The organism is Microbacterium foliorum (assembly GCF_003367705.1).
GTDB lineage: Bacteria > Actinomycetota > Actinomycetes > Actinomycetales > Microbacteriaceae > Microbacterium > Microbacterium foliorum.
The window spans coordinates 2,440,878-2,464,618 of record NZ_CP031425.1 but is presented as its reverse complement, the minus strand read 5'-3'; the positions used below and the strand labels follow the sequence as shown (position 1 = coordinate 2,464,618).

Here is a 23,741-nt window from a genome sequence, read left to right as displayed (position 1 = left end):
AACTAGCCTGGAGAGGACATGGCACATCTTCTCGGGGCAGAGGCCCTTCATCTCGAATATCCGACAAGGGTCGTCTTCGACTCCGTGACCCTCGGCATCGAAGAAGGTGACCGCATCGGCATCGTCGGCCGCAACGGCGACGGCAAGTCCAGCCTGCTCGGCATGCTGGCGGGCATCAAGGAGCCGAACTCCGGCCGTGTGACGGTGCGAGGCGGCACGACGATCGGCGTGCTCGACCAGGCCGACACCCTCGCGGATGACGTCACGATCAGCCAGGCCGTCGTCGGCGACACGCCGGAGTACGAATGGGCCGGTGATTCCCGCATCCGCGACGTGATCGAAGGACTGCTGAAGGATCTGCCCTGGGATGCCGAGATCGGCTCCCTCAGCGGAGGCCAGCGCCGCCGTGTCTCGCTCGCCAAGCTCCTCACGGGCGACTGGGACGTCATCGCCCTCGACGAGCCCACCAACCACCTCGACGTCGAGGCCATCACCTGGCTCGCCGGACACCTCAAGAAGCGGTGGAGCCCGAACTCCGGAGCGCTCATGGTCGTGACTCACGACCGGTGGTTCCTCGACGAGATCTGCACCGAGACCTGGGAGGTGCACGACCGCATCGTCGAGCCCTTCGAGGGCGGCTATGCGGCGTACATCCTGCAGCGCGTCGAGCGCGATCGCATGGCGGCGGCCTCCGAGGCCAAACGTCAGAACCTCGCCAAGAAGGAACTGGCCTGGCTGCGCCGGGGTGCCCCGGCTCGCACCGCGAAGCCGAAGTTCCGCATCGACGCGGCCAACGAGCTCATCGCCGACGTGCCGGAGATCCGCGACAAGGTGTCGCTGCAGTCGCTCGCCGTCTCTCGCCTCGGCAAGGACGTCGTCGACCTGCTCGACGTCGGCGTGACCTACCCGACCGTCGACGGCGGCACGCGAGAAGTGCTCCGTGATGTCGAATGGCGCATCGCCCCCGGCGAGCGCACCGGCATCCTCGGGGTCAACGGCGCCGGCAAATCGACGCTGCTCGGGCTCATCTCTGGCACCGTCGAACCGACGGTCGGGCGCGTGAAGCGCGGCACGACCGTGAAGGTCAAGACACTCACCCAGCGCCTCGACGAGCTCGATGACGTGCGTCGCGAGCCGGTGCGCGTCGTGATCTCGCGACTGCGCACGTCGTACACGATGGGCTCCGGCTCGAAGGCGCAGGAGCTCACCCCCGGACAACTGCTCGAGCGACTGGGATTCGACTCGGCGCAGCTCTCCACTCCGGTGAAGGACCTCTCGGGAGGGCAGCAGCGTCGACTGCAGCTGCTGCTCGTGCTCCTCGACCAGCCGAACGTGCTGATCCTCGACGAGCCGACCAACGATCTCGACACCGACATGCTCGCGGCGATCGAGGACCTCCTCGACTCGTGGTCGGGGACGCTCCTCGTGGTCAGCCACGACCGCTACTTCCTCGAGCGCGTGACCGACCAGCAGTTCGCGATCCTCGACGGACACCTGCGCCACCTGCCCGGCGGCGTGGACGAGTACCTCCGTCTGCGCCACCTGCAGACCTCGGCGCCGGGCAAGTCGCAGACGGCCGTCAACACCGAGAAGAAGACGTCCAGCCTCGACGGCGCCGCCCTGCGCTCCGCTCAGAAAGAGGTCTCGTCGCTGGAGCGTCGCATCCAGAAGCTCACGCAGCAGGTCGACAAGGCGAAGACCGCGCTGGCGGATCATGATCAGTCGGACTTCGCCGGACTCGGTGACAGGATGAAGGCCATCAGCGATCAGCAGGCGGAGATCGAGGAGCTCGAGCTCCGCTGGTTCGAGCTGACCGAAGAGCTCGACTGATCCGACCCTCGCCATCCGGCGCCTGTGGGAATACTGTGGCACTGCCGTGCGCTGTGCTCTGGGCGGGGTTCGATGCCGTCCGGGATCGCACAGCTTGATCCTGCGGTACCCGGGAGGTTCAGATGGAAGGACTCGAGGTCACCGTCCTGATCGGACTCACGATCCTCGTGGGAACGCTGCTCGCGCCGCGGGTGCGGCTGGCGTTGCCGCTGGTGCTCGTCATCCTCGGGCTGGCGCTCGGCTTCGTGCCGCAGCTGCGCGAGATCCAGCTGCCGCCCGAGACCGTGCTGCTGCTGTTCCTGCCGGTGATGCTGTTCTGGGAGAGCCTGACGACGTCGCTGCGCTCGATCCGGCGCGACTTCCGCTACATCCTCCCGATGAGCACACTGCTCGTGGTGGCATCGGCGTTCGCCGTCGCCGGGGTCGGGATCCTGTTCGGGATGCCCTGGGAGACCGCGCTGATCCTCGGTGCCGCAGTCGCACCGCCGGATGCGACGGCTGTGGCCGCGCTCGGAAGGCTGCTGCCGAAACGCCTCTTCATGAAGCTCAAGGCGGAGAGCCTCACGAACGACGGCACCGCGCTGGTGCTCTACGCCATCGCGATCTCGCTCGCGCTCGGTGGCAACGTGACGCCGCTGTCGGTGACGATGTCGGTGCTCACCTCCTACGTCGGCGGCATCGCCGCCGGTGTGGTGATCGCCGCCCTCGGCTACCTGCTGCTGCGTCGCTCCTCGTCGACGACCGTCATCAACGTCACCCTGCTGCTCGTCCCCTTCTCGTCGTTCCTGCTGGCCGAGATCGTGCATGCCTCCGGCGTCCTGGCCGTGGTGGTCGCGGGACTCATCGTCGCCTACGTGTCGCCGAGGGTCACCACGGCGTCGTCCCGGCGTCAGGTCGCCGCGGCGTGGCCGTTCGGCGTCTTCCTGCTCAACGGCGCGCTCTTCGTGCTGATCGGGTTGGAGGTGCAGTTCGTCGCGCATGAGATCTCGGCGGCCGCCATCGGACGCCTCGTGCTGATCACGCTCGCGGTATGGGTGTCGCTCCTGGTCGTGCGCTACCTCTTCCAGGTCATGAACGCACCGTTCCAGCGCCGCAATACGGTGCGTCCCTCTCGCGGCGCGAGGGCGCGTTCGATGGCGGTGTCGACCGTCGCCGGAATGAGGGGCGCGGTCTCGCTGGCGATCGCCCTGTCGGTGCCGGTCGCGAGTTCCACCGAGGGCGAGATCGCGGGGCGCGATGAGATCGTCTTCGTCACCGCGGGGGTCATCCTGCTGAGCCTGCTCGTTCAGGCCCCCCTGCTCCCGGCGATCGTCCGCTGGGCCAGATTCCCCGTCGATCACGCGGAGGATGAGGAGTACGAGCTCGCGGAGCGGACCATCTCGGGAGCCGCTCTCGCGGCGCTCGACGACCTGGCCGTCGAGCACGGGATCGGGCAGGAGATCCGCGACAAGGTGCGCGCCGAGGGGTATCAGATGCTCGAGTTCTCGAACGCGCGGGCCCTCGCGCGCGAACAGGCGCTGGTCGATGCCGAGGCGGAGGCGCTCGATGTGATGCTGGGGGAGCCGGACCCTCTGGGCGACGAGCAGCTGGGCGGCGGAGAGCAGCTGGACGGCGGGACGGATGCCGGGTCGCCGCGGCTCCGGCTTCCCGACCCCCGGCCCGGCGCCGACGGCGGCACCTCGGCGGATGCGGATGGCGCCTCGCCGGACGGCCAGGTGAGGACTCTGCAGATGCTCGCGACCTCGGTCGACGTCGACGTGATGCAGCGCTCGCCGCTGCTGCGCCACGAGGAGCACACGAGGCTCAAGCTGGCGCTGCTCGACCGCAAGAGGGAAGTGCTGCTCGGGTTGCGCAGAGACGGCACCGTCGACGACCTCGTGGTGCGCCGCATCTCCGCCCGGCTCGACCTGGAGCAGGTCCGTCTGCAGGGCATCGAGGAGTACGACTGAGAGCTGTGACGCCGTGTGACACTCGATTGTCGCGCACGGCGTCGCGCTGCCTAACGTATTCGAGTCCCCCAAGAGAGGAACCCGAACACTCATGTCCATCACCGCATCCCGCCGGACCACATCCGTCATCGCCGCGCTCGCCGCGGTCCCGCTCTTCGTCGCGCTCTCAGGCTGCGCGACGGCATCGTCCGACGCCGGCTCCGGCGGCGACTCCGAGAACGAGACCGTCAAGATCGGCGTCGTCGGCGAGAGCGATCCGCAGTGGCCCGCGTTCGTGGATGCGGCTGCGGCGCAAGGCATCACCGTCGAGCTCGTCGATTTCGGTTCGTACGAGCTTCCGAACCCCGCGCTGAGCGAGGGAGAGGTAGACCTCAACCAGTTCCAGCACATCGTGTATCTGGCTCAGTACAACGAGGCGTCGGGCGATGACCTTGCTGCGATCGGTTCGACGCAGATCTACCCGTTGGGCCTCTACTCGACGAAGTACGACTCCGTGAAGGACATCCCCGAAGGAGAGACCGTCGCTGTGCCCGATGACGCCTCGAATCAGGCCCGCGCGCTGCTGGTGCTGCAGGCCGCCGGTCTCGTAGAGCTGAAGGACGACGGTACGGCGTTCTCGGACCTCGCTGACGTCGATGAGGCCAAATCCAAGGTCAAGGTCACAGCGCTGGAGGCGGCGCTCACGCCGGAAGCTCTACCCGACGTGGCAGCAGCGATCATCAACAACGACTTCGTGGAAGAGGCAGGGCTTTCGTTCGATGACGCGCTGTTCACCGACGACCCGAAGGACCCGAGCGCGCTCCAGTATGTGAACATCTTCGCGTCGCGCGCTGAAGACGTCGACAACAAGACCTACCTCAAGCTGGTGGAGATCTTCCAGACCGACAAGGGCGTGCAGGAAGGCCTGGCGAAGTCGTCGGGCGGCACCGGTGTGACGCTTCAGACTCCAGCCGACGAGCTTGCATCGCTGCTCAAGGATGTCCAGAAGGACGTTTCCGCCAACGGCTGATCACCGTGACCTGAGAGAATCGGGCGACGCATGCGCGTCGCCCGATTCTGCATCTTCAGGTCGACTACGCCCTTCTCCCCCTCAAGACCGGAGCACCCCCATGCCGATCGTCTCCCTCGAGAACGTGTCGAAGAAATACCCCTCCCCGGCGGCGGCCGACGAGCAGATCACGGCGGTCGACGACGTCACGCTGCAGATCGACCAGGGCGACGTGTACGGCATCATCGGCTATTCGGGGGCCGGCAAGTCGACCCTCGTGCGTCTCATCAACGCGTTGGAGCCCGCCTCCGAGGGGCGTATCACCGTCAACGACGTGGAGATCACCGCCCTCACGGAGCGGGAGCTGCGCCGCGTGCGCAGCGGAATCGGAATGATCTTCCAACAGTTCAATCTCTTCTCTTCGAAGAGCGTGCGGGCGAACGTCGGGTACCCGCTCAAGCTCGCCGGATGGTCCAAGCCCGACGTTGACGCGCGCGTGACCGAGCTGCTCTCCTTCGTGGGTTTGAGTGACAAGGCGCGGTCGTACCCCGAGCAGCTCTCCGGCGGTCAGAAACAGCGCGTCGGCATCGCCCGCGCCCTCGCCACGAGGCCGGCGATCCTCCTCGCAGACGAAGCGACCAGCGCGCTCGACCCGGAGACCACGCACGAGGTGCTGTCGCTGCTCAAGAAGGTCAACGAGGAACAAGGCGTGACGATCGTCGTCATCACGCATGAGATGGACGTCATCCAGACGATCGCGACGAAGGTCGCCGTCATGGACCGCGGTCGGGTCATCGAGCAAGGTGACGTGTTCGAGGTCTTCTCCAACCCGCAACACGCGGCGTCGCAACGCTTCGTCGGCACGGTCGTGAAGGGCGTGCCCTCTCCGTCTGAACGGGCGGTGCTCCGAGAACGTCACGATGGTCGCCTCGTGACGTTCTCGTTCCGTGACGGCGGTCCGTCCCAGGCGCAGGTCTTTCTCCAGCTCGCCGACGCGGGACTGGAATTCGAGCTCGTGTTCGGGGGAATCAACGATATTCGTGGGCGAGCCTTCGGGCACCTGACCCTCGCGATCCGTGGGGAGGATAGCGACACTATCGAGCGCACTCTCGTACGCATCGCTCAGAACGTCGAGGTGTCCGATATCGACCGCGAGGAGGTGCGCTGATGGATCGTCTCATCGAGCTGGGTCCTGAGTTCTGGAAGGCCGCCGTCGAAACCCTGTATATGGTTTCGGTGACGCTGGTGCTGGGGGGCCTGCTGGGTGGTCTGATCGGCGTCGGCCTGTATCTCACTCGGCCGGGAGGGATGCTGCCGAGCCGCCCTGTGTCCGCGGTGCTGAATCTCTTCATCAACTTCTTCCGCCCCATCCCGTTCGTGATCCTGATCACAGTGCTGATCCCGTTCTCGCGGTTCATCGTGGGCAGCGGCATCGGTACGAACGCCGCGATCGTCGCACTGGTCGTGGCATCGATGTTCGCGATCGGCCGTATCGTCGAGCAGCACCTCGTCGGCGTCTCGCCCGGAGTGATCGAAGCTGCGCGCGCCATGGGGGCAGGCCCTTGGCGGACTCTCTTCACCGTTGTGATCCCGGAAGCACTGGGCCCGCTCATCCTCGGATACACCTTCGTCATCGTCGCGCTCATCGATATGACGGCAATGGCCGGGTACATCGGCGCCGGCGGACTCGGCAACTTTGCATTGACGTATGGCCGCCGTCAATTCGAGCCCGTGGTGATGTGGGCGGCCGTGCTGCTCATCGTCGTATTCGTGCACCTGGCCCAGACGCTCGGAACACGGCTGGCACGCAAGGTCATGCGCCGCTGACGGGTGCGTCCTGCAGCGTGCGCGTCGTGGAGAACACCCTCGGCGCGTCGCTCAGCGGGTCCACGAAGTGCAGCTCGCGCGCGAGCAGCTGCATGGGGTGGTCGAAGTCGTCGGGGCGCTCGCCCCGCAGCTCGGGGTAGAAGGGGTCGTTGAGGATGCCCAGATTCAGAGCTGCGAGGTGCACCCGCAGCTGATGCATCTTGCCGCTGTGCGGGCGCAGCAGCGTGTGCACGACGCGCTCGTCGGCGTCGATGACCTCGATCGCGGTCTCGGCGTTGGGCTCCCGCTCGTCGTCGACCTGCACCTTCAGCTCGTTGCGGAGCTTGACGATGTGGTTGCGGTAGACGAGCGGGAACCGAGACGCGTCCCAGTCGACCGGGCGCGCGGAGACCGCCTCGTACACCTTCTGCACCTGCCGCGTCTCGAACAGCAGCTGGTACGGCGCCCTGGTCTGCGGGCGCGCCGAGAACATCAGCACACCCGCGGTCGCGCGGTCCAGACGGTGGATCGGGGCGAGCTCGTCGTTGCCGAGCAGGTTGCGCAGGCGGATCAGCGCGGAGTTCTGCAGGAACTTGCCGCCGGGGATGGTCGGCAGGAAGTGCGGCTTGTCGATGACCACGAGGTCGTCGTCCTGATGCAGGACCTCGATCTCCACCGGGAGCCGGGTCTCGACGGGGGGATCCCGGTAGTACCAGATGAACTCCTCGACGCCCAGGGGAGTGTCCCTGGCGAGAGGCGTGCCGTCACGGGCCACGATCTCACCGCGGTCGAACCGGCTCAGCAGGCCCTCGGGATCGAGGTGGAAGAAGCGGTCGATCATGTACGCGCCGATCGTCGGCCAGTCGCCGGTCATCGGCACGTGCAGGCGCGTGGCGCCGACGCCGTCGCGCACCGGCAGAGGAGAGAGCATGGCCACGGGGTCAGAACCTCACGCGTCGACACTGAGGCTGAGCTTGCGCAGCAGACCGGCCAACCGGTCACGATCCGCGCGCGACAGCGCCTGCAGCAGATCGTCTTCGACATCGACGAGGCGCGTGATCGCGGCGTCCACCCGGATCCGTCCGTCGTCCGTGAGGGTGACCAGCACGCTGCGTCCGTCGGCGGGATCCGCTTCGCGGCGCACGAACCGGCGCCCGACCAGACGGTCGATGCGATTCGTCATGGTGCCGCTCGACACCAGCGTCTGCTGGAGGAGCTGCTTCGGAGAGAGCTGGAACGGCGCGCCCGCGCGTCGCAGCGCGGAGAGCACATCCCATTCCCAGGCCTCGAGATCGCTGCGACGGAACACGTCACGACGCGCCCTGTCGAGCAGGCGCGTCAGTCTGTCCATCCGCGAGAGGACCTCGAGGGGCGAGAAGTCGAGGTCGGGACGCTGGGTGTTCCAGGCACCGACGATCCGGTCAACCTCATCCGCCTCAGTCATCCGTCCATTATCGCGGGTGCGGCGGTCAGTCCGCGTCGAGTCGCATCGTCATGAACGTGCTGTGCGGATCGGCGGCGTAGTCGGCGAACGGGTCGCACTCCTCGAAGCCGGCGCGGGCGTACAGTGCCCGCGCCGGGCGGAAGAAGTCCGCACTCCCCGTCTCCAGCGAGACCCGTCGCACGCCACGACGTCTCGCATCGTCGAGCAGTGCGTCGAGCATCGCGCGACCGAGTCCTCTGCCGCGCCGGCCGGGATCCGTGCGCATCGACTTGAGCTCCTCATGTCCCTCCGAGATCGAGGCGAGGGCGCCGGTGCCCACCAGCAGATCGCCGTCTCGGAGCGCGAACAGACGTACACCGGGTGTCAGCAGCCGGTCGAGGGGGAGTGCATGCTGGCTCTCCGGCGGTGCCGTGCCTGCCATGTCGGCGTGGTGGTCGAGAAGGAATGCGGCGAGGCCGGGCACGGGGCCCTCGACGCGGTCGATCGTGATGCTCATGTCGGAAGCATCGCAGGGCCGTGTTTCGCAGGGATGACGGCGTGGCACAATTGACGGGCGGTGCCCTCGGCACCGCGGTCCGCCGTGGTGTAATGGCAGCACGACAGCCTTTGGAGCTGTGAGGTCTAGGTTCGAGTCCTGGCGGCGGAGCATGACTGGGAACACGCTCGCCATCATCATCCTCGCCGCAGGCCAGGGAACGCGCATGCGCTCTCGGCTGCCCAAGGTGCTGCACGAGATCGGCGGGCGCCCGCTCGTCGGCCATGTGCTCACCACGGCGCAGCGGCTCGGGGCCGACCACGTCGAGGTGGTCGTGCGGCACGAGCGCGATCAGGTGGTGGCGGCGCTCGCTCAGGACTATCCGGATGCGGTCTTCATCGATCAGGACGAGATCCCCGGCACGGGACGTGCCGTCCAGGTGGCCGTCGACGCGCTCCCGGACGACTTCGACGGCGATGTCCTCGTGCTCTCGGGCGACTGCCCGCTCGCCGATGCCGACACTCTGCGTTCGTTCCTCGACGCGCACCGTGCGGGTGAAGCGGGGGCGACGCTGATGACCGCCGTCGTCGACGACCCCACGGGGTACGGTCGCGTGATCCGCGACGAGTCCGGCGGTGTCGACCGCATCGTGGAGCAGAAGGATGCGAGCTCCGACGAGGCGGCCGTGCGTGAGATCAACGCGGGCATGTACGTGTTCCGCGTCGGCGTGCTGCGCGAGTACCTCCCCTCGGTGGGAGTCGACAACGCGCAGAGCGAGATGTACCTGACCGATGTCCCCGGGATGCTCCGTCGCGACGGCAGCCCGGTCGCCGCCTCCGTGGTGACGGACGTCACCGTGACCTACGGGGTGAACGACCGCGCGCAGCTCGCCGAGGTGGGGCGACTTCTCAATCAGCGCATCGTCCGGCGCTGGCAGCTCGAGGGCGTCACCGTGATCGATCCCGCGACCACGTGGATCGACGACGATGCGACGCTGGCGCCCGACGTCACGATCCTGCCGAACACCCACATCCTGCGGGCCACGAAGATCGCGGAGGGCGCGATCATCGGCCCCGACACGACCCTCGTCGACTGCGAGGTGGGGGAGGATGCGATCGTCCGCCGCAGCGACGCCACGCTCGCGGTGATCGGCGCGGAGGCGATGGTGGGTCCGTTCTCGTTCCTCCGCCCCAACACCGTGCTGGGGGCTCGAGGCAAGATCGGCGCGTACGTCGAGACGAAGAACGCCGAGATCGGCGAGGGCAGCAAGGTGCCGCATCTGTCGTACGTCGGCGACGCCACCATCGGACGCGGGGTCAACCTCGGAGCGAGCACGATCACCGCCAACTACGACGATGTGCACAAGCACCGCACCGTCGTGGAGGACGAGGTGCACACCGGCTCGCACACGACCCTCGTCGCGCCCGTTAGGCTGGGAGCCGGTGCCAAGACGGGCGCCGGCGCCGTCGTCCGCAAGGACGTCCCCGCCGGATCGCTGTCGATGAGCATCGCCCCTCAGCGCAACATCGAGGGGTGGGTCGAGAAGAACAGGGCAGGCACGGGTGCGGCAGACGCCGCCGCCCGATCCCGAGTGGCGGAGTAGGCGAAAAACGATGGCGCGCAAGAAGAAGACGGTCGATCTGGACCGTGACAACGGCATCGCTCCCGGCCTTGTCGCCAAGACCAAGAAGCGTCTCGTCGTCGCCGGTGGGCGCTCGCATCCGCAGCTGGTCGCCGATGTCGCGGCCTCGCTCGGCACCGAGGTCGTGCCGACCGAGCACCGCACCTTCGCATCCGGCGAGATCTACGCGCGATTCGACGTCTCGATCCGCGGATGCGATCTCTTCCTCATCCAGACCTTCGGCGAGCCGGTCAACGAGTGGCTGATGGAAGCGCTCATCATGATCGACGCGGCCAAGCGCGCATCCGCCAAGCGCATCACCGTCGTCGCCCCGTACTATCCGTACTCCCGCCAGGACAAGAAGGGACGCGGCCGCGAGCCGATCAGCGCCCGCCTCGTCGCAGACCTGCTGAAGACCGCGGGCGCCGACCGCGTGATGAGCGTCGATCTGCATGCCGCCCAGATCCAGGGCTTCTTCGACGGACCCGTCGACCACCTGTTCGCCAAGCCCGTGCTGCTGGAGTATTTCCAGCGCACCCTGAGCGCGGCGGATCGCGAGATCCTCACGGTCGTCTCGCCCGACATGGGCCGCGTGCGCGTCGCCGACACCTGGTCGGACAGCCTCGGCGCACCGCTCGCCATCATCCACAAGCGTCGCGACCCCAAGGTCGCGAACCAGGTCTCCGTGCACGAGATCGTCGGAACCGTCGAGGGGCGCACCTGCCTCCTCGTCGACGACATGATCGACACCGGCGGCACGATCGTGAAGGCGGCGCAGGCGCTCAAGGCCGCGGGCGCGCACCGCGTGATCGTCGCTGCGACGCACGCGATCTTCAGCGATCCCGCGTCCGAGCGACTTCAGGATGCCTCGATCGACGAGGTCGTCATCACCGACACGATCCCGCTCACCGAGTCGCGGCGCTGGGACAAGCTCACCATCCTGCCGATCGCCCCGCTTCTGGCCCGTGCGATCCACGAGGTCTTCGAAGACGGTTCCGTCACGAGCATGTTCGGCGGCGACGCTTAGGGTCCCCATACCCGGGGCACAGCCCGTGCATAGACGCGATCCCTACGGTCGAGACAACACATCGATCAAGGCCGGAAGGACCATCATGATCCGCACGACTGTACCGACTTCTGTTCGCAAGGGCGCTGCCATCGCCGGCGTCGCGGGGCTCCTCGTCCTCGCAGGGTGCTCCGGCACCGCCGACGCCGAGGACTCGTCCAGCGGGGCGGGCACGGGCACCACCGCCGAGTCCGATGCCCCCACGAGCTCGGCCGCGACGGGCGACTACACCGACGGCACGTACACGGCCGACGGCTCGTACCAGACGCCCGAGACCGTGGAGTCGGTCAGCGTCACCCTCACGATCGCCGACGGCGTCGTGAAGGACGTGAAGGTGACGGGCGACCCGAAGGCCCGCGAGACCGAGCAGTACCAGGGACAGTTCATCAAGGGAATCTCGGATGAGGTCGTGGGCAAGTCGCTCGACGACCTGAAGGTCGACCGCGTCGCCGGATCCTCGCTCACCAGCGGCGGATTCAACGAGGCCGTCGCGTCGATCAAGGAGCAGGCCGCCGCCTAGGCGCCTGCCCACGGCAATGGCGATCTGGCGTTTCGACGCGATCGGCACCCGCTGGGAGATCGAGACGACCGATGATCTCGAGAGCGACGCCAAGGGCCGGGTCGCCGCCGAGATCGAGCGTTTCGACGCGGAGTGGTCGCGGTTCCGCACGGATTCCGCGGTCACCAGGGTCGGACGCGAGGGCGGTGAGATCGCCTCTGCGGATGCGGGGGCGATGCTCGACGCGTATCGAGAGCTCGCGCATGCCACAGCGGGAGCGGTGAATCCTCTCGTCGCCGACAGTCTGGCGGCGCTGGGATACGACGCCTCGTACTCTCTCGTCGCGGGCGATCCGATCGCCGCTCCCCGCGAGTGGTCGCAGCGGCTGCGGTGGACCCCGCAGGCGGTGACCGCCGACGAGCCGACCCTGCTCGATGTGGGTGCACTCGGCAAGGGACGTCTCGTCGACCTCGTCAGCGGCGTGCTCGCGGATCTGCCGGGCGGCCTCGTCGTCGATGCGGGAGGTGACATGCGCGTGCGCGGGAGCGCCGTGCGCGTCGGCCTCGAGCATCCGTACGACGCGACGAGGGCGATCGGCGTCGTCGAGCTGAAGGACGCCGCGCTGTGCGCCTCCGCGGTCAACCGCCGCACGTGGGGCGACGGGCTGCACCACGTGCTCGACGCCCGCACCGGGCTGCCCGTGCGGACGTGGGCGGCCACGTGGGCGATCGCGCCGGACGCCATGCGAGCGGATGCCGTCGCGACCGCGCTGTTCTTCGACGGCGGCCCGGAGCTCGCCGCATCCTGGGGCGTCGAGTGGGTGCGGATGTCCACGGACGGCCGGGCCGAGCGCTCGCCCGACTGCCCCGCCCAGCTTTTCACCGCCCGTTCCTGAGTCCCCGAGAGGGAAGATAAGACCGTGATCACCTTCATCACCTCCGCACGCCAGCGCGTCCTCGCGCTGCTCGGCGGCATCTCGATGTACCGAATGGTGCTGTTCGCGCTCGTCGCGCTGACGGCCATCGCTCTGGTGATGTCGGCACTGGGGGTGATCGTGTCGCCCACTCCGGTCGAGATCCTCGTCTCCCTGGTCGTGCTCGCGGTGGTGATCTCCCTCGTCGACGCGGCCGCGCAGCGCATCCTCCGCCGACCGTGGCGCATCGAGTCGTCTCTCGTGACCGCGCTGATCCTGCTGTTCGTGCTCCGCCCCGGCATCGAGCCGAGCGCGCTCCTCGGGCTCGCTATCGCCGGAGTGGTCGCGAGCCTCTCGAAGTACCTGATCGTGTGGCGGGGCAGGCATATCGTCAATCCCGCCGCGTTCGGCGCCTCGGTCGTCTCGATCCTCGGATCCTTCGGCGCCTTCGAGTGGCTGGGAACATCGTCGTCATGGTGGGCGGGAACCCCCACGCTTCTCGTCCCGGTCGCCATCCTCGGTCTCGCCGTGCTGTGGCGCACCGAGAAGGTGCGCATCGTCGTGATCTTCCTGGTGATCGCGGTCGCGGTGTCGGTCCTGCGCCAGGCGGTCCAGGCGCAGGAGGCATCGTTCGCGTTCGACGTGGGCACGGCCCTGTCGTTCGCCGTGCTGCAGTCTCCGTTCCTGTTCCTCGGCGCGTTCATGCTGTCCGAGCCGCTGACCCTGCCGCCGCGTCGCTGGCAGCAGTTCTCGGTGGCGGCGCTGGTGGGTGTGCTCGCCGGCTGGCCGATCGCCGTGGGTTCGCTGTTCACCCTCGGACAGGAGCGCGCGCTGATCATCGGGAACCTGCTCGCGTTCGCCTTCGCCCTGCGCGGATCCGTGAAGCTGGTGCTGGAGAAGAGGCGCTCGGTCACCCCGACAGCGCAGGAGCTCACCTTCCGGGTCGAGGGGCCCGTCAAGTTCCTGCCGGGTCAGTACCTCGAACTCGACGTCCCGCATCGCCGCCCCGACGTGCGCGGCACCCGACGAGAGTTCAGCATCGTCTCGGCTCCCGCGGACCTTCCCACGCTGCGCATCGCCTACAAGCACGGCGATCAGGCGCATCCGTCGAGCTACAAGCGCGCACTGGCCGATGCCGTGCCCGGCGCCGGCCTCGCGGTCACGGGCACCTGGGGCGACTTCCTGCTGCCGCGAGAGGAGACACCCGTTCTGATGGTCGCGGCGGGGATCGGCGTCACCCCGTTCGTGTCGCAGCTGCGGCAGCTGCAGCTGACAGGGCAGCGACGCGACGTGGTCCTCGTGTACGTGGCGTCGAGCAGCGCGGAGCTCGCGTTCCGTGACGAGCTCGCGGAGACGGGAGCGCGGGTGATCGTGTTCACCCGCGATGAGCCGAGCGATCTGCCCGCGCACTGGAGCTGGGCGCAGGGTGCCCGACTCGATGCCGCGGGACTCGAGCGGCACGTGCACGATCTCGACGAACGGCACTCGTACATCTCGGGTCCGCCGCGCCTGATCGCCGACCTCGCCCCGGCTCTCCGCAAGGCGAGGTCCCTGACGACCGACGCGTTCGCCGGGTACTGACGGTCCGAGGTCCGGTCCAGGTTCCGGGTCCGGGGTCGGGGTCCGGGGTCGGGCTCCGTGTCTCGTCCCGTTTCTTCCGGGTCCGGGTCCGGGCCTCGGTCCACCTCCGGGCCCACGGCGCACGTCTGGTCCGTCTGCAGGATCGGGGCACGTTCTGCGGACGTTCCGGGGTTTCTGGTCCTGCATCCGTGCCGTGGTCCTGCAAACGGTGCGTCAGAACCGGGCGTGAAGCCGAGCGACAGCGGACACGATGGCCGCTGCCACGATCGGCCAGTCGTGCACGATCATCGCGTAGTCGAATCGCAGGGTCTCGAATCCTTGCCGGGATGCTTCCGCATCCCGCATCAGGTCGCGGTGCCGATGCGCGGCGTCGCCGTGGTTGCCGGTACCGTCGGCCTCGAGGATGAGCCTCCCGTCGATCACCAAGTCCACCCTCCCGACCGAGGGGATCTCGACTTGGCATTCGAGAAGGATGCCGAGCAGGTGAAGCCGCAGTCGCAGCAGCGATTCGAGGCCGCTGTCGGCGTCGGCCCGAGCAAGGTCGATGAGCCATTGCGCCTTCAGGGGCAGTCGGGAGCGGATCCGCGCGCGACCTGCGGCTTCGACCAGGCGCAAGCGCAGAGCGGATTCCAGGGCGACGAAGAAGGCCTCGTCGCCTCGGCACAGATAGACATGCACGAGGGCGTCTTCCAACGGCGCGATCCCGAAGAGGGTGCGCCCCTCGAAGTAATGACCGGTGCAGGTGCAGTCGACGTGGTGGGTGCGTCCATGAGCGCCCAGCCAGACGTGCGGATCGGCGTCCTCGTCGAGAGTCCAGACGCCGTGCGAGCGGAGAGCACCCGAACATGTCAGGGCGCCGCCGTGCTGCGCCGCGGTGATCACCTCGGGCGGAGCCGTCGGAAGAGCGAACACACCGTTGCGCACACGGAGGATGGTGCCATTCCGGACCGCCGCCGAAAGGATTCGCCGACTGAGCCCGTATCGGCGCAGCGTCGTACCCATGGCGGCATCGCCGAGATGGGAGAGGATATGGGCGGCGGTCGGCATCCGACAGATCATGCCCGACGACGCGGGCGGTTGGGCTGCGAACGGTGCACCGAGGACGGACCCCGGCCTGATCCGGATCCGTGCAGGAGAGGTCCTGCCTGAGTCGCAGAGCCTCGGACGGCGAGTGGTGCGAGCCGTCTGCAGGATCGAAGCACGGATGCAGGGTCACCTCCGCCGTCCGATCCTGCATCCGTGCCGGGGTCCTGCAAACGGGCCGGCCGGGAGGATGCAGGCCAGAACCGCTACGGAGAGGTCACTCCGCCGGGACTCAGCGGGATGCGGACCGTGAAGGTCGTGTCTCCCGGCCGGCTGTCGACGGAGATGCGGCCACCGTGACCCTCGACGATCGCCTTGACGATCGCGAGGCCGAGGCCCGTGCCACCCGTCTGGCGGGCACGCGAGCTGTCGCCTCGGGCGAACCGCGCGAACAGCTCCTCGCGCACCCCTGGGTCGATGCCCGGGCCGTCGTCGTGCACCCGGAGCACCGCCTCGTCGCCCTCGCGGCTGACCTTCAGCGTGATCGCCGTGCCGGGGGGAGTGTGCGTGCGGGCGTTCGCGAGCAGGTTCGCGACCACCTGGTGCATGCGTCCCGAGTCGCCGACGATGACGAGCGGCTCGTCGGGTGCCTCGATGTTCCAGTGGTGGTCGGCGGCCGTCGGCCGAGCGTCAGACAGGCCCTCGAGCGCCAGCTGCGTGAGATCGACCGTGCCGTACACGAGTTCGCGGCCCTCGTCGAGCCGAGCGAGCAGCAGCAGATCCTCGACGAGCCGGGTCATCCGCAGCGACTGCGCCTGGATGCGTTCGAGCGAGGTGGTCGTGCTCTCGATCGCCGCCTCCCCGGCCTGCTGCTTCAGTGCACGCAGCGAGAGCTCGGAGTACCCGCGGATCGACGAGAGCGGCGTGCGCAGCTCGTGGCTGGCGTCGGCGACGAACCGACGCATCCGCTCCTCGTTCTTCTGACGCGAGGCGAGCGAGTCGTTGACGTGGTCGAGCAGGGTGTTGAGCGAGGCGCCCACGAGGCCGGTCTCGGTGCGCGGGTCCGCTTCGGCGGCGGGCACGCGCTCGGTGATCTCGACCTCACCGCGATCGAGCGGCTGGTTCGCGACGCGGGTGGCCGTCGCCGCGACCGCCCGCAGGGGCCTCAGGCCGACCCTGATCGTGATCGCGGTGGTGAGGGCGAGCAGGATCAGTCCGCCGATCGTCGCCAGGGCGATCACCGTGAGCAGCGTCGCCAGCTGATTCTGGATGTCGTTGCGGGGGAGCCCGGTCACCACGGTGACTCCGTTCGGCGCCTGCTTCGCGACCACGAGGTAGGAGCCGAAGTCGTCGAGAGTGACGGTGGCGCTGGACTGCCCGCCGAGTGCGGCGTCCATGCGGGCGAGATCGGCAGCCGTGAGCGTCTGCGACACCTCGCTCCACTGTCCCTTGGTGTCGGGGAAGATCACGCCGCCGGTGCCGTTCTCGGGGCTCGACACCGCGAGCAGGATCCCCGGCACGGCGTTCGTGGCGTCGAGCAGGGAATCGATGCTCGCATACTGCTCGGGGACGTTGATCGCCCACTTCGCCACCTGCATGGCGTAACCGTCCAGCCGGTCCTCGAGCTGACGCTCGAGCGTCCCCCCGAGCAGGGCGCTGGTGATCACGGCCACGATCACGAGGATGAGCGAGACGAAGCCGATCACCGCGGTCATCAGCCTCGTCTGCAGGCTCATCGGCCTGTGCGTCATCCTCGTATGGCTCACTGCGGCGCCTTGATCATGTAGCCCACACCTCGCACGGTGTGCAGCAGCGGGGTGCGGCCCGCGTCGATCTTCTTGCGCAGGTACGAGATGTAGAGCTCGACGACCGACGACTTGCCGCCGAAGTCGTAGCTCCAGACCCGATCGAGGATCTGCGCCTTCGACAGCACCCGGCGCTCGTTGCGCATCAGGTAGCGCAGCAGCTCGAACTCGGTGGCGGTGAGCTCGATCTCGGTGCCGTCGCGCATCACCTCGTGGCTGTCCTCGTTGAGGGTGAGGTCGGCCACCCGCAGGATCGACTGCCCCTCGTCGGCCATCGCATGCCCGGTGCGGCGGATGATGGCACGCAGTCGCGCGATCACCTCCTCGAGGCTGAAGGGCTTGGTGACGTAGTCGTCGCCGCCGGCGGTGAGGCCCGCGACGCGGTCGCCGACAGCATCCTTCGCGGTGAGGAAGAGCACGGGAACGAGGCTGCCGGATTCACGCAGTCGGCGCAGTACAGCCATCCCGTCGAGGTCGGGCATCATGATGTCGAGCACCAGGGCGTCCGGCTCGAATTCGCGTGCGACCTGCAGGGCCTCGAGACCGGAGGATGCGGTGCGCACCTCCCAGCCCTCCATCCGCAGCGCCATCGCGAGCAGGTCGGTGAGCATCTGCTCGTCGTCGACGGCGAGGATGCGCAGCGGAGAGCCGTCGGGACGGTGCAGTTCGGGGAGATCGGTGCTCATGAGTACATTCTGCGGAATCAGCTATGGGTTTTCTATGGAGTCCGTTATGCGTCTGCTGTGAGGTCCGAGAGCATCGGCGATCTCAGAGGCCCGACGCAGCGGACACGACGAAGGCCCCGGCGTTCCCACCGGGGCCTTCGTTCTGTCGCAGACGCGATCAGTGCGTGTCTTCCGCCTCGATCTCGGTGCGGTCGCCCGACCACTGCGTGTGGAAGGTACCCGGCTTGTCGATGCGCTTGTACGTGTGCGCACCGAAGAAGTCACGCTGACCCTGCACGAGAGCGGCCGGGAGGCGGTCGGCGCGGATGCCGTCGTAGTACGACAGCGACGACGAGAACGCCGGAGCGGGGATGCCGGCCTCGGCCGCGGCGATCACGACACGACGCCACGACGCCTGTGCGCGCGTGATGGCCTCGGTGAAGTACGGGGCGGTCAGCAGCACGGGAAGACCGGGCTCCGCCTGGTACGCGTCGGCGATGCGGTTGAGGAACTGGGCGCGGATGATGCAGCCGCCGCGCCAGATCTTGCTGATGGCGCCGAGGTCGATGTTCCAGTCGTATTCGGCCGCGCCGGCGCGGATCTCGTCGAAGCCCTGCGAGTAGGCGACGATCTTCGACGCGTAGAGCGCCAGCCGCACGTCTTCGATGAAGGACTCGGTGTCCTCGACCGTGAACTCGTCTTCGGGACCGGGCAGGTCGCCCGACACGGCACGCTGCTCGGGATGCGACGAGAGTGACCGGGCGAAGGTCGCCTCCGCGATGCCGGACACGGGCACGCCGAGCGACAGAGCGGTCTGCACCGTCCACGCGCCGGTGCCCTTGGCGCCGGCCTGGTCGAGGATCACGTCGACGAGCGGCTGGCCGGTCTCGGCATCCACCTGGCGAAGCACCTCCGCGGTGATCTCGATCAGGTACGACTCGAGCTCACCCGTGTTCCACTCGGCGAAGATCTCGGCGATCTCGGCGGGGGACTTGCCGGTGCCGCGGCGGATGAGGTCGTACGCTTCGGCGATCAGCTGCATGTCGGCGTACTCGATGCCGTTGTGCACCATCTTCACGAAGTGACCGGCACCGTCGTGTCCGACGTGCGTGACGCAGGGCTCGCCCTCGGCGACCGCGGCGATCGACTTCAGGATCGGTCCGAGGGTGACCCACGACTCGTCCGAACCGCCGGGCATGATCGACGGGCCGAGCAGTGCGCCCTCCTCGCCGCCGGAGATGCCGGCGCCGACGAAGTTGATGCCGGTCTCGCGCACGGCCTTCTCGCGACGGATCGTGTCGGGGAAGTACGCGTTGCCGCCGTCGACGATGATGTCGCCCGGCTCGAAGACCTCGACGAGGGAGTCGATCACGGCGTCGGTCGGCCTGCCGGCCTTCACCATGATGATCGCGGTGCGCGGCTTCTGGAGGCTGTCGGCGAACTCCCGATACGTCGCGGCCGGCACGAACTCGGCTTCAGGATGCTCGGAGAGGAGCGTCTCGGTCTTCTCGTAGCTGCGGTTGAAGATCGCCACCGTGTTGCCCTCGCGGCTGGCGAGGTTGCGGGCGAGGTTCGACCCCATGACGGCGAGTCCGACGACTCCGATGTTCGCTGATGCTTCGGGCACAGAAGGCTCCTAGATCGAGAAAGAGGGATGGGTCCAGATTATCGCGGCGCCGGGGGAGAGGCTCTCGTGTGTCGCCGCCCTCGACCTCAGTCCTTGCGGTAGCCGGAGCGTCCGAGAGAGAACAGGGCGGCGAAGGTGAAGCCCGCGGCGCACACCGTCATCGCGCCGATGAGCCAGGCGATCGCGTGGGAGAAGAAGACGCCGTCGAGCATGAGTGAGACTCCGTGATCTGCAGAGAGGAAATCGGTGTTCTCAGCCTATCGGCTCATCCGGTACCATGAGAGGAGTACCTCGGCGAGGGATGCTTCTGCGCGTGCGCTGGCATCCGTTATCGACGCGGCGAAGCAAGCCGGTGGCTTTCCTCACGTGTCTGCGTTCGAGAACAATTCCAAGACCACCGCGCGGCTCTCGCTGCGTGTCCCGAAGGAGAACCCCCATGTCTGAAGACACCAAGGTCGTCGCCGAGCTCCGCGAGAGCTTCGGCAAGGGCTTCGCCCGCCGTCTGCGCGCAGCCGGAAAGATCCCCGCCGTCATCTACGGTCACGGCACCGAGCCCGTGCACGTCGCTCTGCCGGGCCACCAGGTCTCGCTGATCATCCGTCGCGCCAACGCGCTTCTCGAGCTCGACATCGAGGGCAAGGGCCAGCTCGCGCTGGTCAAGGACGTCCAGCGCGACCCGGTGCACCAGATCATCGAGCACATCGACCTGCTCGTCGTGAAGAAGGGCGAGAAGGTCACGATCGACGTTCCGCTCGTCGTCACGGGCGAGACGTTCCCCGGCACCATCGCCAACCTCGACGCGACCACGCTGTCGATCGAGGCCGAGGCGACGCACATCCCGCAGAACGTCGAGGTCTCGGTCGAGGGACTCGAAGAGGGCGCGCACATCACCGCCGCCGACGTCAAGCTGCCCAAGGGCTCGACGCTGCTGACCGACCCCGAGACGCTCGTCGTCGCGGTCTCCGTGCCGGTGCTCGACCTCGAGACCGACACCACCGCCGAGGAGCCCGCTGAGGGCGAGACCGAGGAAGAGGCCGCGGAGGAGGACGCCGCGGAGTGATCTCCGCAGGCGCAGCCCACGGCTGACTGCATCACAGAGGGGGCGCGAGCAGATCGCGCCCCCTCTGTCGTATCCTGACCCGGGCGCCGCACAGGGCCCACCCCCGAGAGGACGACGACATGGCATCCACCTGGCTCGTGGTGGGGCTCGGCAACCCCGGCCCGCGATACGAGGCGACCCGGCACAACGTCGGGCAGATGGTGATCGACGAGCTCGCCGCACGGCGCGGTGAGACCTTCCGTGAGCACAAGGGCGGCGCACGCGTCGTGGAGACGTGGCTCCGCCCCGGGGGAGACAAGCTGGTGCTCGCGAAGCCGAACACCTTCATGAACGTCTCGGGTACCCCGGTCGCCGCTCTCGCGCGGTTCTACTCGGTGCCCCCCGAGCAGATCATCGTGATCCATGACGAGCTCGACATCCCGTTCGACACCGTCAAGCTCAAGACAGGCGGCGGACACGGCGGGCACAACGGTGTGCGCGACATCGCCCGAGCGATCACCACGCCCGAGTTCCCGCGCGTGCGGGTGGGGATCGGCCGGCCCGTCGGCCGCCAGGATCCGGCGGACTGGGTGCTCTCGCCCTTCGGCAAGGACGAACGCGCGAACCTGCCCATCCTCGTCTCGGACGCCGCCGATGCGGTCGAGCTGCTGGTCGCCGAGGGGCTGCTCGCCGCGCAGCAGAAGCACCACGCTCCGCGCTGACCGCGGGTTCGCGGGTGCGCGCCCGGAGGCGCGTGTGATCAGGGAAGGAAGCCCGCGGCGGTTCCCGTCGAGACGGTGACGAGGACGACGAGCCAGAAGATGATCGGGCCGAGCACTGCCACGACGAGGGCCGCGATCCCCGCGCCCCGTCCCTGCTTCTTGCGGATGGCGAGGATGCCGATCACGATCGCCGCGATGCCGAGGATCGTGCCCGTCCAGAACGACACCTCCGCCCAGAGAACCTGGTCGCGCGCCGGGGAGAGCACCGAGAGGAAGTCAGGAGAGGTCGTGTCCAGGCCGCCGGGGATGCGACGGCCGATCTCGAACCCCGCGATTCCGGCGACGATGGGCGTGACCACGGCTGCCACGAGCGACAGGATCAGGGCGACGAGGCCGAGCATCCCGGACTTCTTCTGCTCCGCGGCGGGCGGCTGGTAAGACCCTGCGGGCGTCTGGTAGCCGCCGACCGGCACCTGATAGGCGCCGGGAGGGCTCGCCTGGTAGACGGGAGCGCCCGGAGGTGCCTGGTACGGCTGCGCGGCGGGGGCCGACGGTGCCGACGGCTGATAGGTCTGCGGCGCAGGCGGATAAGGCTGATACGCGGCAGGCGGAGCGGACTGGTACGCGGGAGGCGGAGCAGACTGGTACGCGGGAGGCGCGGGCTGATACTCGGGCTGAGCCGGCTCGTCGGGCTGAGTGGGCTGGTACGCGGGAGGTGCGGGTGGTACGGGAGGAACGGCGCCGGACGGGGGCAGCTGCGGGTCAGTCACGCCCCCATCCTATGGCGCAGCGCGTCAGATGCGACGGAGCAGTCCCACCCGGTCGTACACCGCGCCGAGGGTGGCATCGGCGACGGCATCCGCCTTGGCCGCGTTCGCGGCGAGGATGCGATCGAGCTCTGCGGGATCATCAAGGAGCTCGAGCGCGCGGGTGCGCACGGGGGCGAACTCGTCGACGACGACCTCGGCCAGACCCTTCTTGAAGTCGCCGTACCCCCGGCCCGCGTACTCGTCTTCGATCGATCCGACCGGGCGGCCGGTGAGGGCGGAGTAGATCGTCAGCAGATTGGAGACGCCGGGCTTGGTCTCGCGGTCGAAGCGCACCGACCCCTCGGTGTCGGTCACCGCGCGCATGATCTTCTTCGCCGACTTGGCGGGATCGTCGAGCATCCACAGCACACCGGCGTCGCTCTCCGCCGACTTCGACATCTTCGACGTGGGGTTCTGCAGGTCGTAGATGCGCGCCGTGTCCTTCTGGATCACCGGACGAGGAACGACGAACGTCTCGCCGAAGCGCGAGTTGAAGCGCTCGGCGAGGTCGCGAGTGAGTTCGACGTGCTGCTTCTGGTCGTCTCCGACAGGCACCACATCGGTCTGGTAGAGCAGGATGTCTGCCGCCATCAGCACCGGGTAGGTGAACAGACCCACGCTCGTGGCGTCGGCGCCCTGACGTGCCGACTTGTCTTTGAACTGGGTCATGCGACCGGCTTCGCCGAAGCCGGTGATGGTGGAGAGGATCCACGCGAGCTCCGCGTGCGCGCGGACGTGCGACTGCACGTACAGCGTCGACAGCGACGGCTCGATGCCTGCGGCGATGTACTGCGCGGCTGTCCGACGCGTCTTCTCGCGCAGCTCTGCGGGGTTCTGCGCGACGGTGATGGCGTGCAGGTCGACGACCGAGAAGAACGCGTCGTTGGTCGTCTGCAGCTCCCGCCACTGCAGCAGCGCTCCGATGTAGTTGCCGATCTGGAGGGAGTCGGCGGAGGGCTGCATTCCTGAGTAGAGGCGGGGTTTCGTCACAGCGTCAATCCTACGGGGATGCCGGTGTCGGCAGAGTCCGCCCGCTCAGTACGTGTAGTCGACCACGACGGGTGCGTGGTCGCTCCAGCGCTGGTCGTAGGCGTCGGCTCGGGCCACGTGGTAGGCGGTGACCCGTTCGGCGAGGGCAGGGGTGGCCAGGTGGTAGTCGATCCGCCACCCTGAATCGTTGTCGAAGGCCTGCCCGCGCATCGACCACCACGTGTAGGGGCCCTCGACCTCTCCGTGGAAGGTGCGCCCGACGTCGACCCAGCCGAGGCCCTCGCCGATGGTGCCGTCGACACCTTCGACGGTTTCGCCCACCGCGCCGAGGAAGCGGTCGAAATACGCGCGCTCGCGGGGGAGGAAGCCCGCCTTCTTGCGGTTGCCTCGCCAGTTCTTGATGTCGAGCTCGCGGTGGCCGACGTTCAGATCGCCCGTCACGAGAGCGAGCGGACGGTCGCCCTCACCGAGCTCGGCGAGACGCACGCCGAAGGCGTCGAGGAACTTCCACTTCTCGTCTTGCTTGGGGGTGTCGGCCTCGCCGCTGTGGACGTAGGCGCTGACGACGGTGAGAGGACGATCGCCGATCAGGAAGTCCGCTTCGATCCAGCGGCCCTTCGAGTCGAAGCCCGGGTCGCCGAAGTCGGTCCGCGCCGCGAGGGCAGGGATGCGGCTCGCGATCGCCACGCCGGCCCGCCCCTTCGCCGTCGCCTCGTCGTGCACGAACGTCCATCCGGGGAGCGCGGCCTCGAGGTGCTCGTCCTGCCCGCGGACCTCCTGCAGGGTGAGGATGTCGACGTCGGCGGTGTCGAGCCAGGAGGCCATGCCGTTGCGAGCCGCCGCTCGGATCCCGTTGACATTGACCGAGGCGATACGCAGATGAGGCATA

The 23,741-nt window shown here is 68.1% G+C and carries 23 protein-coding genes and 1 tRNA gene; 13 read left to right on the top strand and 11 right to left on the bottom strand.

Annotated elements, in window-relative coordinates:
* Window positions 1–18 precede the first annotated feature (18 nt).
* The 5 genes from DXT68_RS11625 (at window position 19) to DXT68_RS11605 (ending at window position 6,594) form a co-directional block, all read left to right on the top strand.
* Window positions 19–1,830: an ABC-F family ATP-binding cassette domain-containing protein gene (locus DXT68_RS11625; RefSeq protein WP_045253552.1), complete on the top strand. Its 1,812-nt coding sequence runs from the start codon at window positions 19–21 to the stop codon at window positions 1,828–1,830.
* Window positions 1,831–1,952: 122 nt separating this feature from the next.
* A complete protein-coding gene (locus DXT68_RS11620; RefSeq protein WP_045253551.1) occupies window positions 1,953–3,779 on the top strand; it encodes a Na+/H+ antiporter in 1,827 nt (608 codons plus the stop codon).
* Window positions 3,780–3,870: 91 nt separating this feature from the next.
* Window positions 3,871–4,788, top strand: a complete 918-nt coding sequence (locus DXT68_RS11615; protein WP_045253550.1) for a MetQ/NlpA family ABC transporter substrate-binding protein — start codon at window positions 3,871–3,873, stop codon at window positions 4,786–4,788.
* Window positions 4,789–4,888: 100 nt separating this feature from the next.
* Window positions 4,889–5,935, top strand: coding sequence for a methionine ABC transporter ATP-binding protein (locus DXT68_RS11610; protein WP_045253549.1), 1,047 nt, complete (start codon window positions 4,889–4,891; stop codon window positions 5,933–5,935).
* On the top strand, window positions 5,935–6,594 hold the full coding sequence (locus DXT68_RS11605) for a methionine ABC transporter permease (RefSeq protein WP_045253548.1): 660 nt from the start codon (window positions 5,935–5,937) through the stop codon (window positions 6,592–6,594). The genes DXT68_RS11610 and DXT68_RS11605 overlap by 1 nt, the downstream gene beginning before the upstream one ends.
* Here DXT68_RS11605 and DXT68_RS11600 read toward each other — a convergent pair.
* Genes DXT68_RS11600 through DXT68_RS11590 form a run of 3 tightly spaced genes read right to left on the bottom strand, consistent with a single transcriptional unit; the run spans window position 6,581 to window position 8,513 of the window.
* Window positions 6,581–7,504 carry a pseudouridine synthase gene (locus DXT68_RS11600; protein WP_045253547.1) on the bottom strand — a complete coding sequence of 308 codons (924 nt, stop codon included), beginning with the start codon at window positions 7,502–7,504 and terminating at the stop codon, window positions 6,581–6,583. The genes DXT68_RS11605 and DXT68_RS11600 overlap by 14 nt on opposite strands.
* 18 nt (window positions 7,505–7,522) lie before the next feature.
* Window positions 7,523–8,017 (bottom strand): MarR family winged helix-turn-helix transcriptional regulator, encoded by a 495-nt coding sequence (locus DXT68_RS11595; RefSeq protein WP_045253546.1) that lies wholly within the window; start codon window positions 8,015–8,017, stop codon window positions 7,523–7,525.
* 25 nt (window positions 8,018–8,042) lie between these two features.
* Entirely contained in the window at window positions 8,043–8,513 is a 471-nt protein-coding gene (locus DXT68_RS11590; protein ID WP_045253545.1) for a GNAT family N-acetyltransferase, read from the bottom strand.
* Window positions 8,514–8,591: 78 nt separating this feature from the next.
* Here DXT68_RS11590 and DXT68_RS11585 point away from each other — a divergent pair.
* The 6 genes from DXT68_RS11585 (at window position 8,592) to DXT68_RS11560 (ending at window position 14,172) form a co-directional block, all read left to right on the top strand.
* A tRNA-Gln gene (locus tag DXT68_RS11585) sits at window positions 8,592–8,663 on the top strand.
* Between the two features lies 1 nt (window position 8,664).
* Window positions 8,665–10,095 carry a bifunctional UDP-N-acetylglucosamine diphosphorylase/glucosamine-1-phosphate N-acetyltransferase GlmU gene (glmU, locus tag DXT68_RS11580; RefSeq protein WP_045253544.1) on the top strand — a complete coding sequence of 477 codons (1,431 nt, stop codon included), beginning with the start codon at window positions 8,665–8,667 and terminating at the stop codon, window positions 10,093–10,095.
* A 10-nt stretch (window positions 10,096–10,105) separates the two neighbouring features.
* Entirely contained in the window at window positions 10,106–11,140 is a 1,035-nt protein-coding gene (locus DXT68_RS11575; protein ID WP_045253543.1) for a ribose-phosphate diphosphokinase, read from the top strand.
* Between the two features lie 85 nt (window positions 11,141–11,225).
* Window positions 11,226–11,699, top strand: coding sequence for an FMN-binding protein (locus DXT68_RS11570; RefSeq protein ID WP_045253542.1), 474 nt, complete (start codon window positions 11,226–11,228; stop codon window positions 11,697–11,699).
* A gap of 16 nt (window positions 11,700–11,715) precedes the next feature.
* Window positions 11,716–12,573 (top strand): FAD:protein FMN transferase, encoded by an 858-nt coding sequence (locus tag DXT68_RS11565; protein ID WP_045253541.1) that lies wholly within the window; start codon window positions 11,716–11,718, stop codon window positions 12,571–12,573.
* 84 nt (window positions 12,574–12,657) lie between these two features.
* Window positions 12,658–14,172: an FAD-dependent oxidoreductase gene (locus tag DXT68_RS11560; RefSeq protein ID WP_373372460.1), complete on the top strand. Its 1,515-nt coding sequence runs from the start codon at window positions 12,658–12,660 to the stop codon at window positions 14,170–14,172.
* A gap of 213 nt (window positions 14,173–14,385) precedes the next feature.
* Here DXT68_RS11560 and DXT68_RS11555 read toward each other — a convergent pair whose 3' ends face one another.
* The 5 genes from DXT68_RS11555 to DXT68_RS17325 form a co-directional block, all read right to left on the bottom strand.
* Entirely contained in the window at window positions 14,386–15,219 is an 834-nt protein-coding gene (locus DXT68_RS11555) for a DUF559 domain-containing protein (protein WP_052677663.1), read from the bottom strand.
* A gap of 242 nt (window positions 15,220–15,461) precedes the next feature.
* Window positions 15,462–16,931, bottom strand: a complete 1,470-nt coding sequence (locus tag DXT68_RS11550) for a sensor histidine kinase (protein ID WP_082068868.1) — start codon at window positions 16,929–16,931, stop codon at window positions 15,462–15,464.
* Window positions 16,932–16,957: 26 nt separating this feature from the next.
* Complete coding sequence (locus DXT68_RS11545; protein ID WP_045253538.1) at window positions 16,958–17,686, bottom strand: response regulator transcription factor; 729 nt, start codon at window positions 17,684–17,686, stop codon at window positions 16,958–16,960.
* Window positions 17,687–17,843: 157 nt separating this feature from the next.
* Window positions 17,844–19,292 (bottom strand): NADP-dependent phosphogluconate dehydrogenase, encoded by a 1,449-nt coding sequence (gene gnd / locus DXT68_RS11540; protein WP_045253537.1) that lies wholly within the window; start codon window positions 19,290–19,292, stop codon window positions 17,844–17,846.
* A gap of 86 nt (window positions 19,293–19,378) precedes the next feature.
* Complete coding sequence (locus DXT68_RS17325; RefSeq protein WP_256381367.1) at window positions 19,379–19,504, bottom strand: hypothetical protein; 126 nt, start codon at window positions 19,502–19,504, stop codon at window positions 19,379–19,381.
* Window positions 19,505–19,728: 224 nt separating this feature from the next.
* Here DXT68_RS17325 and DXT68_RS11535 point away from each other — a divergent pair, with 224 nt between their 5' ends.
* Together DXT68_RS11535 and pth are read left to right on the top strand one after the other, a co-directional pair.
* Window positions 19,729–20,352 carry a 50S ribosomal protein L25/general stress protein Ctc gene (locus DXT68_RS11535; RefSeq protein WP_045253536.1) on the top strand — a complete coding sequence of 208 codons (624 nt, stop codon included), beginning with the start codon at window positions 19,729–19,731 and terminating at the stop codon, window positions 20,350–20,352.
* 119 nt (window positions 20,353–20,471) lie between these two features.
* The gene (pth, locus tag DXT68_RS11530) at window positions 20,472–21,053 is read left to right on the top strand and encodes an aminoacyl-tRNA hydrolase (protein ID WP_045253535.1); all 582 of its coding nucleotides are present in this window, start codon (window positions 20,472–20,474) and stop codon (window positions 21,051–21,053) included.
* Between the two features lie 38 nt (window positions 21,054–21,091).
* Here the strand turns inward: pth and DXT68_RS11525 are convergent, their stop codons facing one another.
* The 3 genes from DXT68_RS11525 to DXT68_RS11515 all read right to left on the bottom strand — a co-directional run bounded on the left by DXT68_RS11525 (window position 21,092) and on the right by DXT68_RS11515 (window position 23,740).
* Window positions 21,092–21,454: a hypothetical protein gene (locus DXT68_RS11525; protein ID WP_244918542.1), complete on the bottom strand. Its 363-nt coding sequence runs from the start codon at window positions 21,452–21,454 to the stop codon at window positions 21,092–21,094.
* Window positions 21,455–21,847: 393 nt separating this feature from the next.
* Complete coding sequence (gene trpS, locus DXT68_RS11520) at window positions 21,848–22,852, bottom strand: tryptophan--tRNA ligase (RefSeq protein WP_082068867.1); 1,005 nt, start codon at window positions 22,850–22,852, stop codon at window positions 21,848–21,850.
* A 45-nt stretch (window positions 22,853–22,897) separates the two neighbouring features.
* Window positions 22,898–23,740 carry an exodeoxyribonuclease III gene (locus DXT68_RS11515; protein WP_174233209.1) on the bottom strand — a complete coding sequence of 281 codons (843 nt, stop codon included), beginning with the start codon at window positions 23,738–23,740 and terminating at the stop codon, window positions 22,898–22,900.
* Window position 23,741 lies beyond the last annotated feature (1 nt).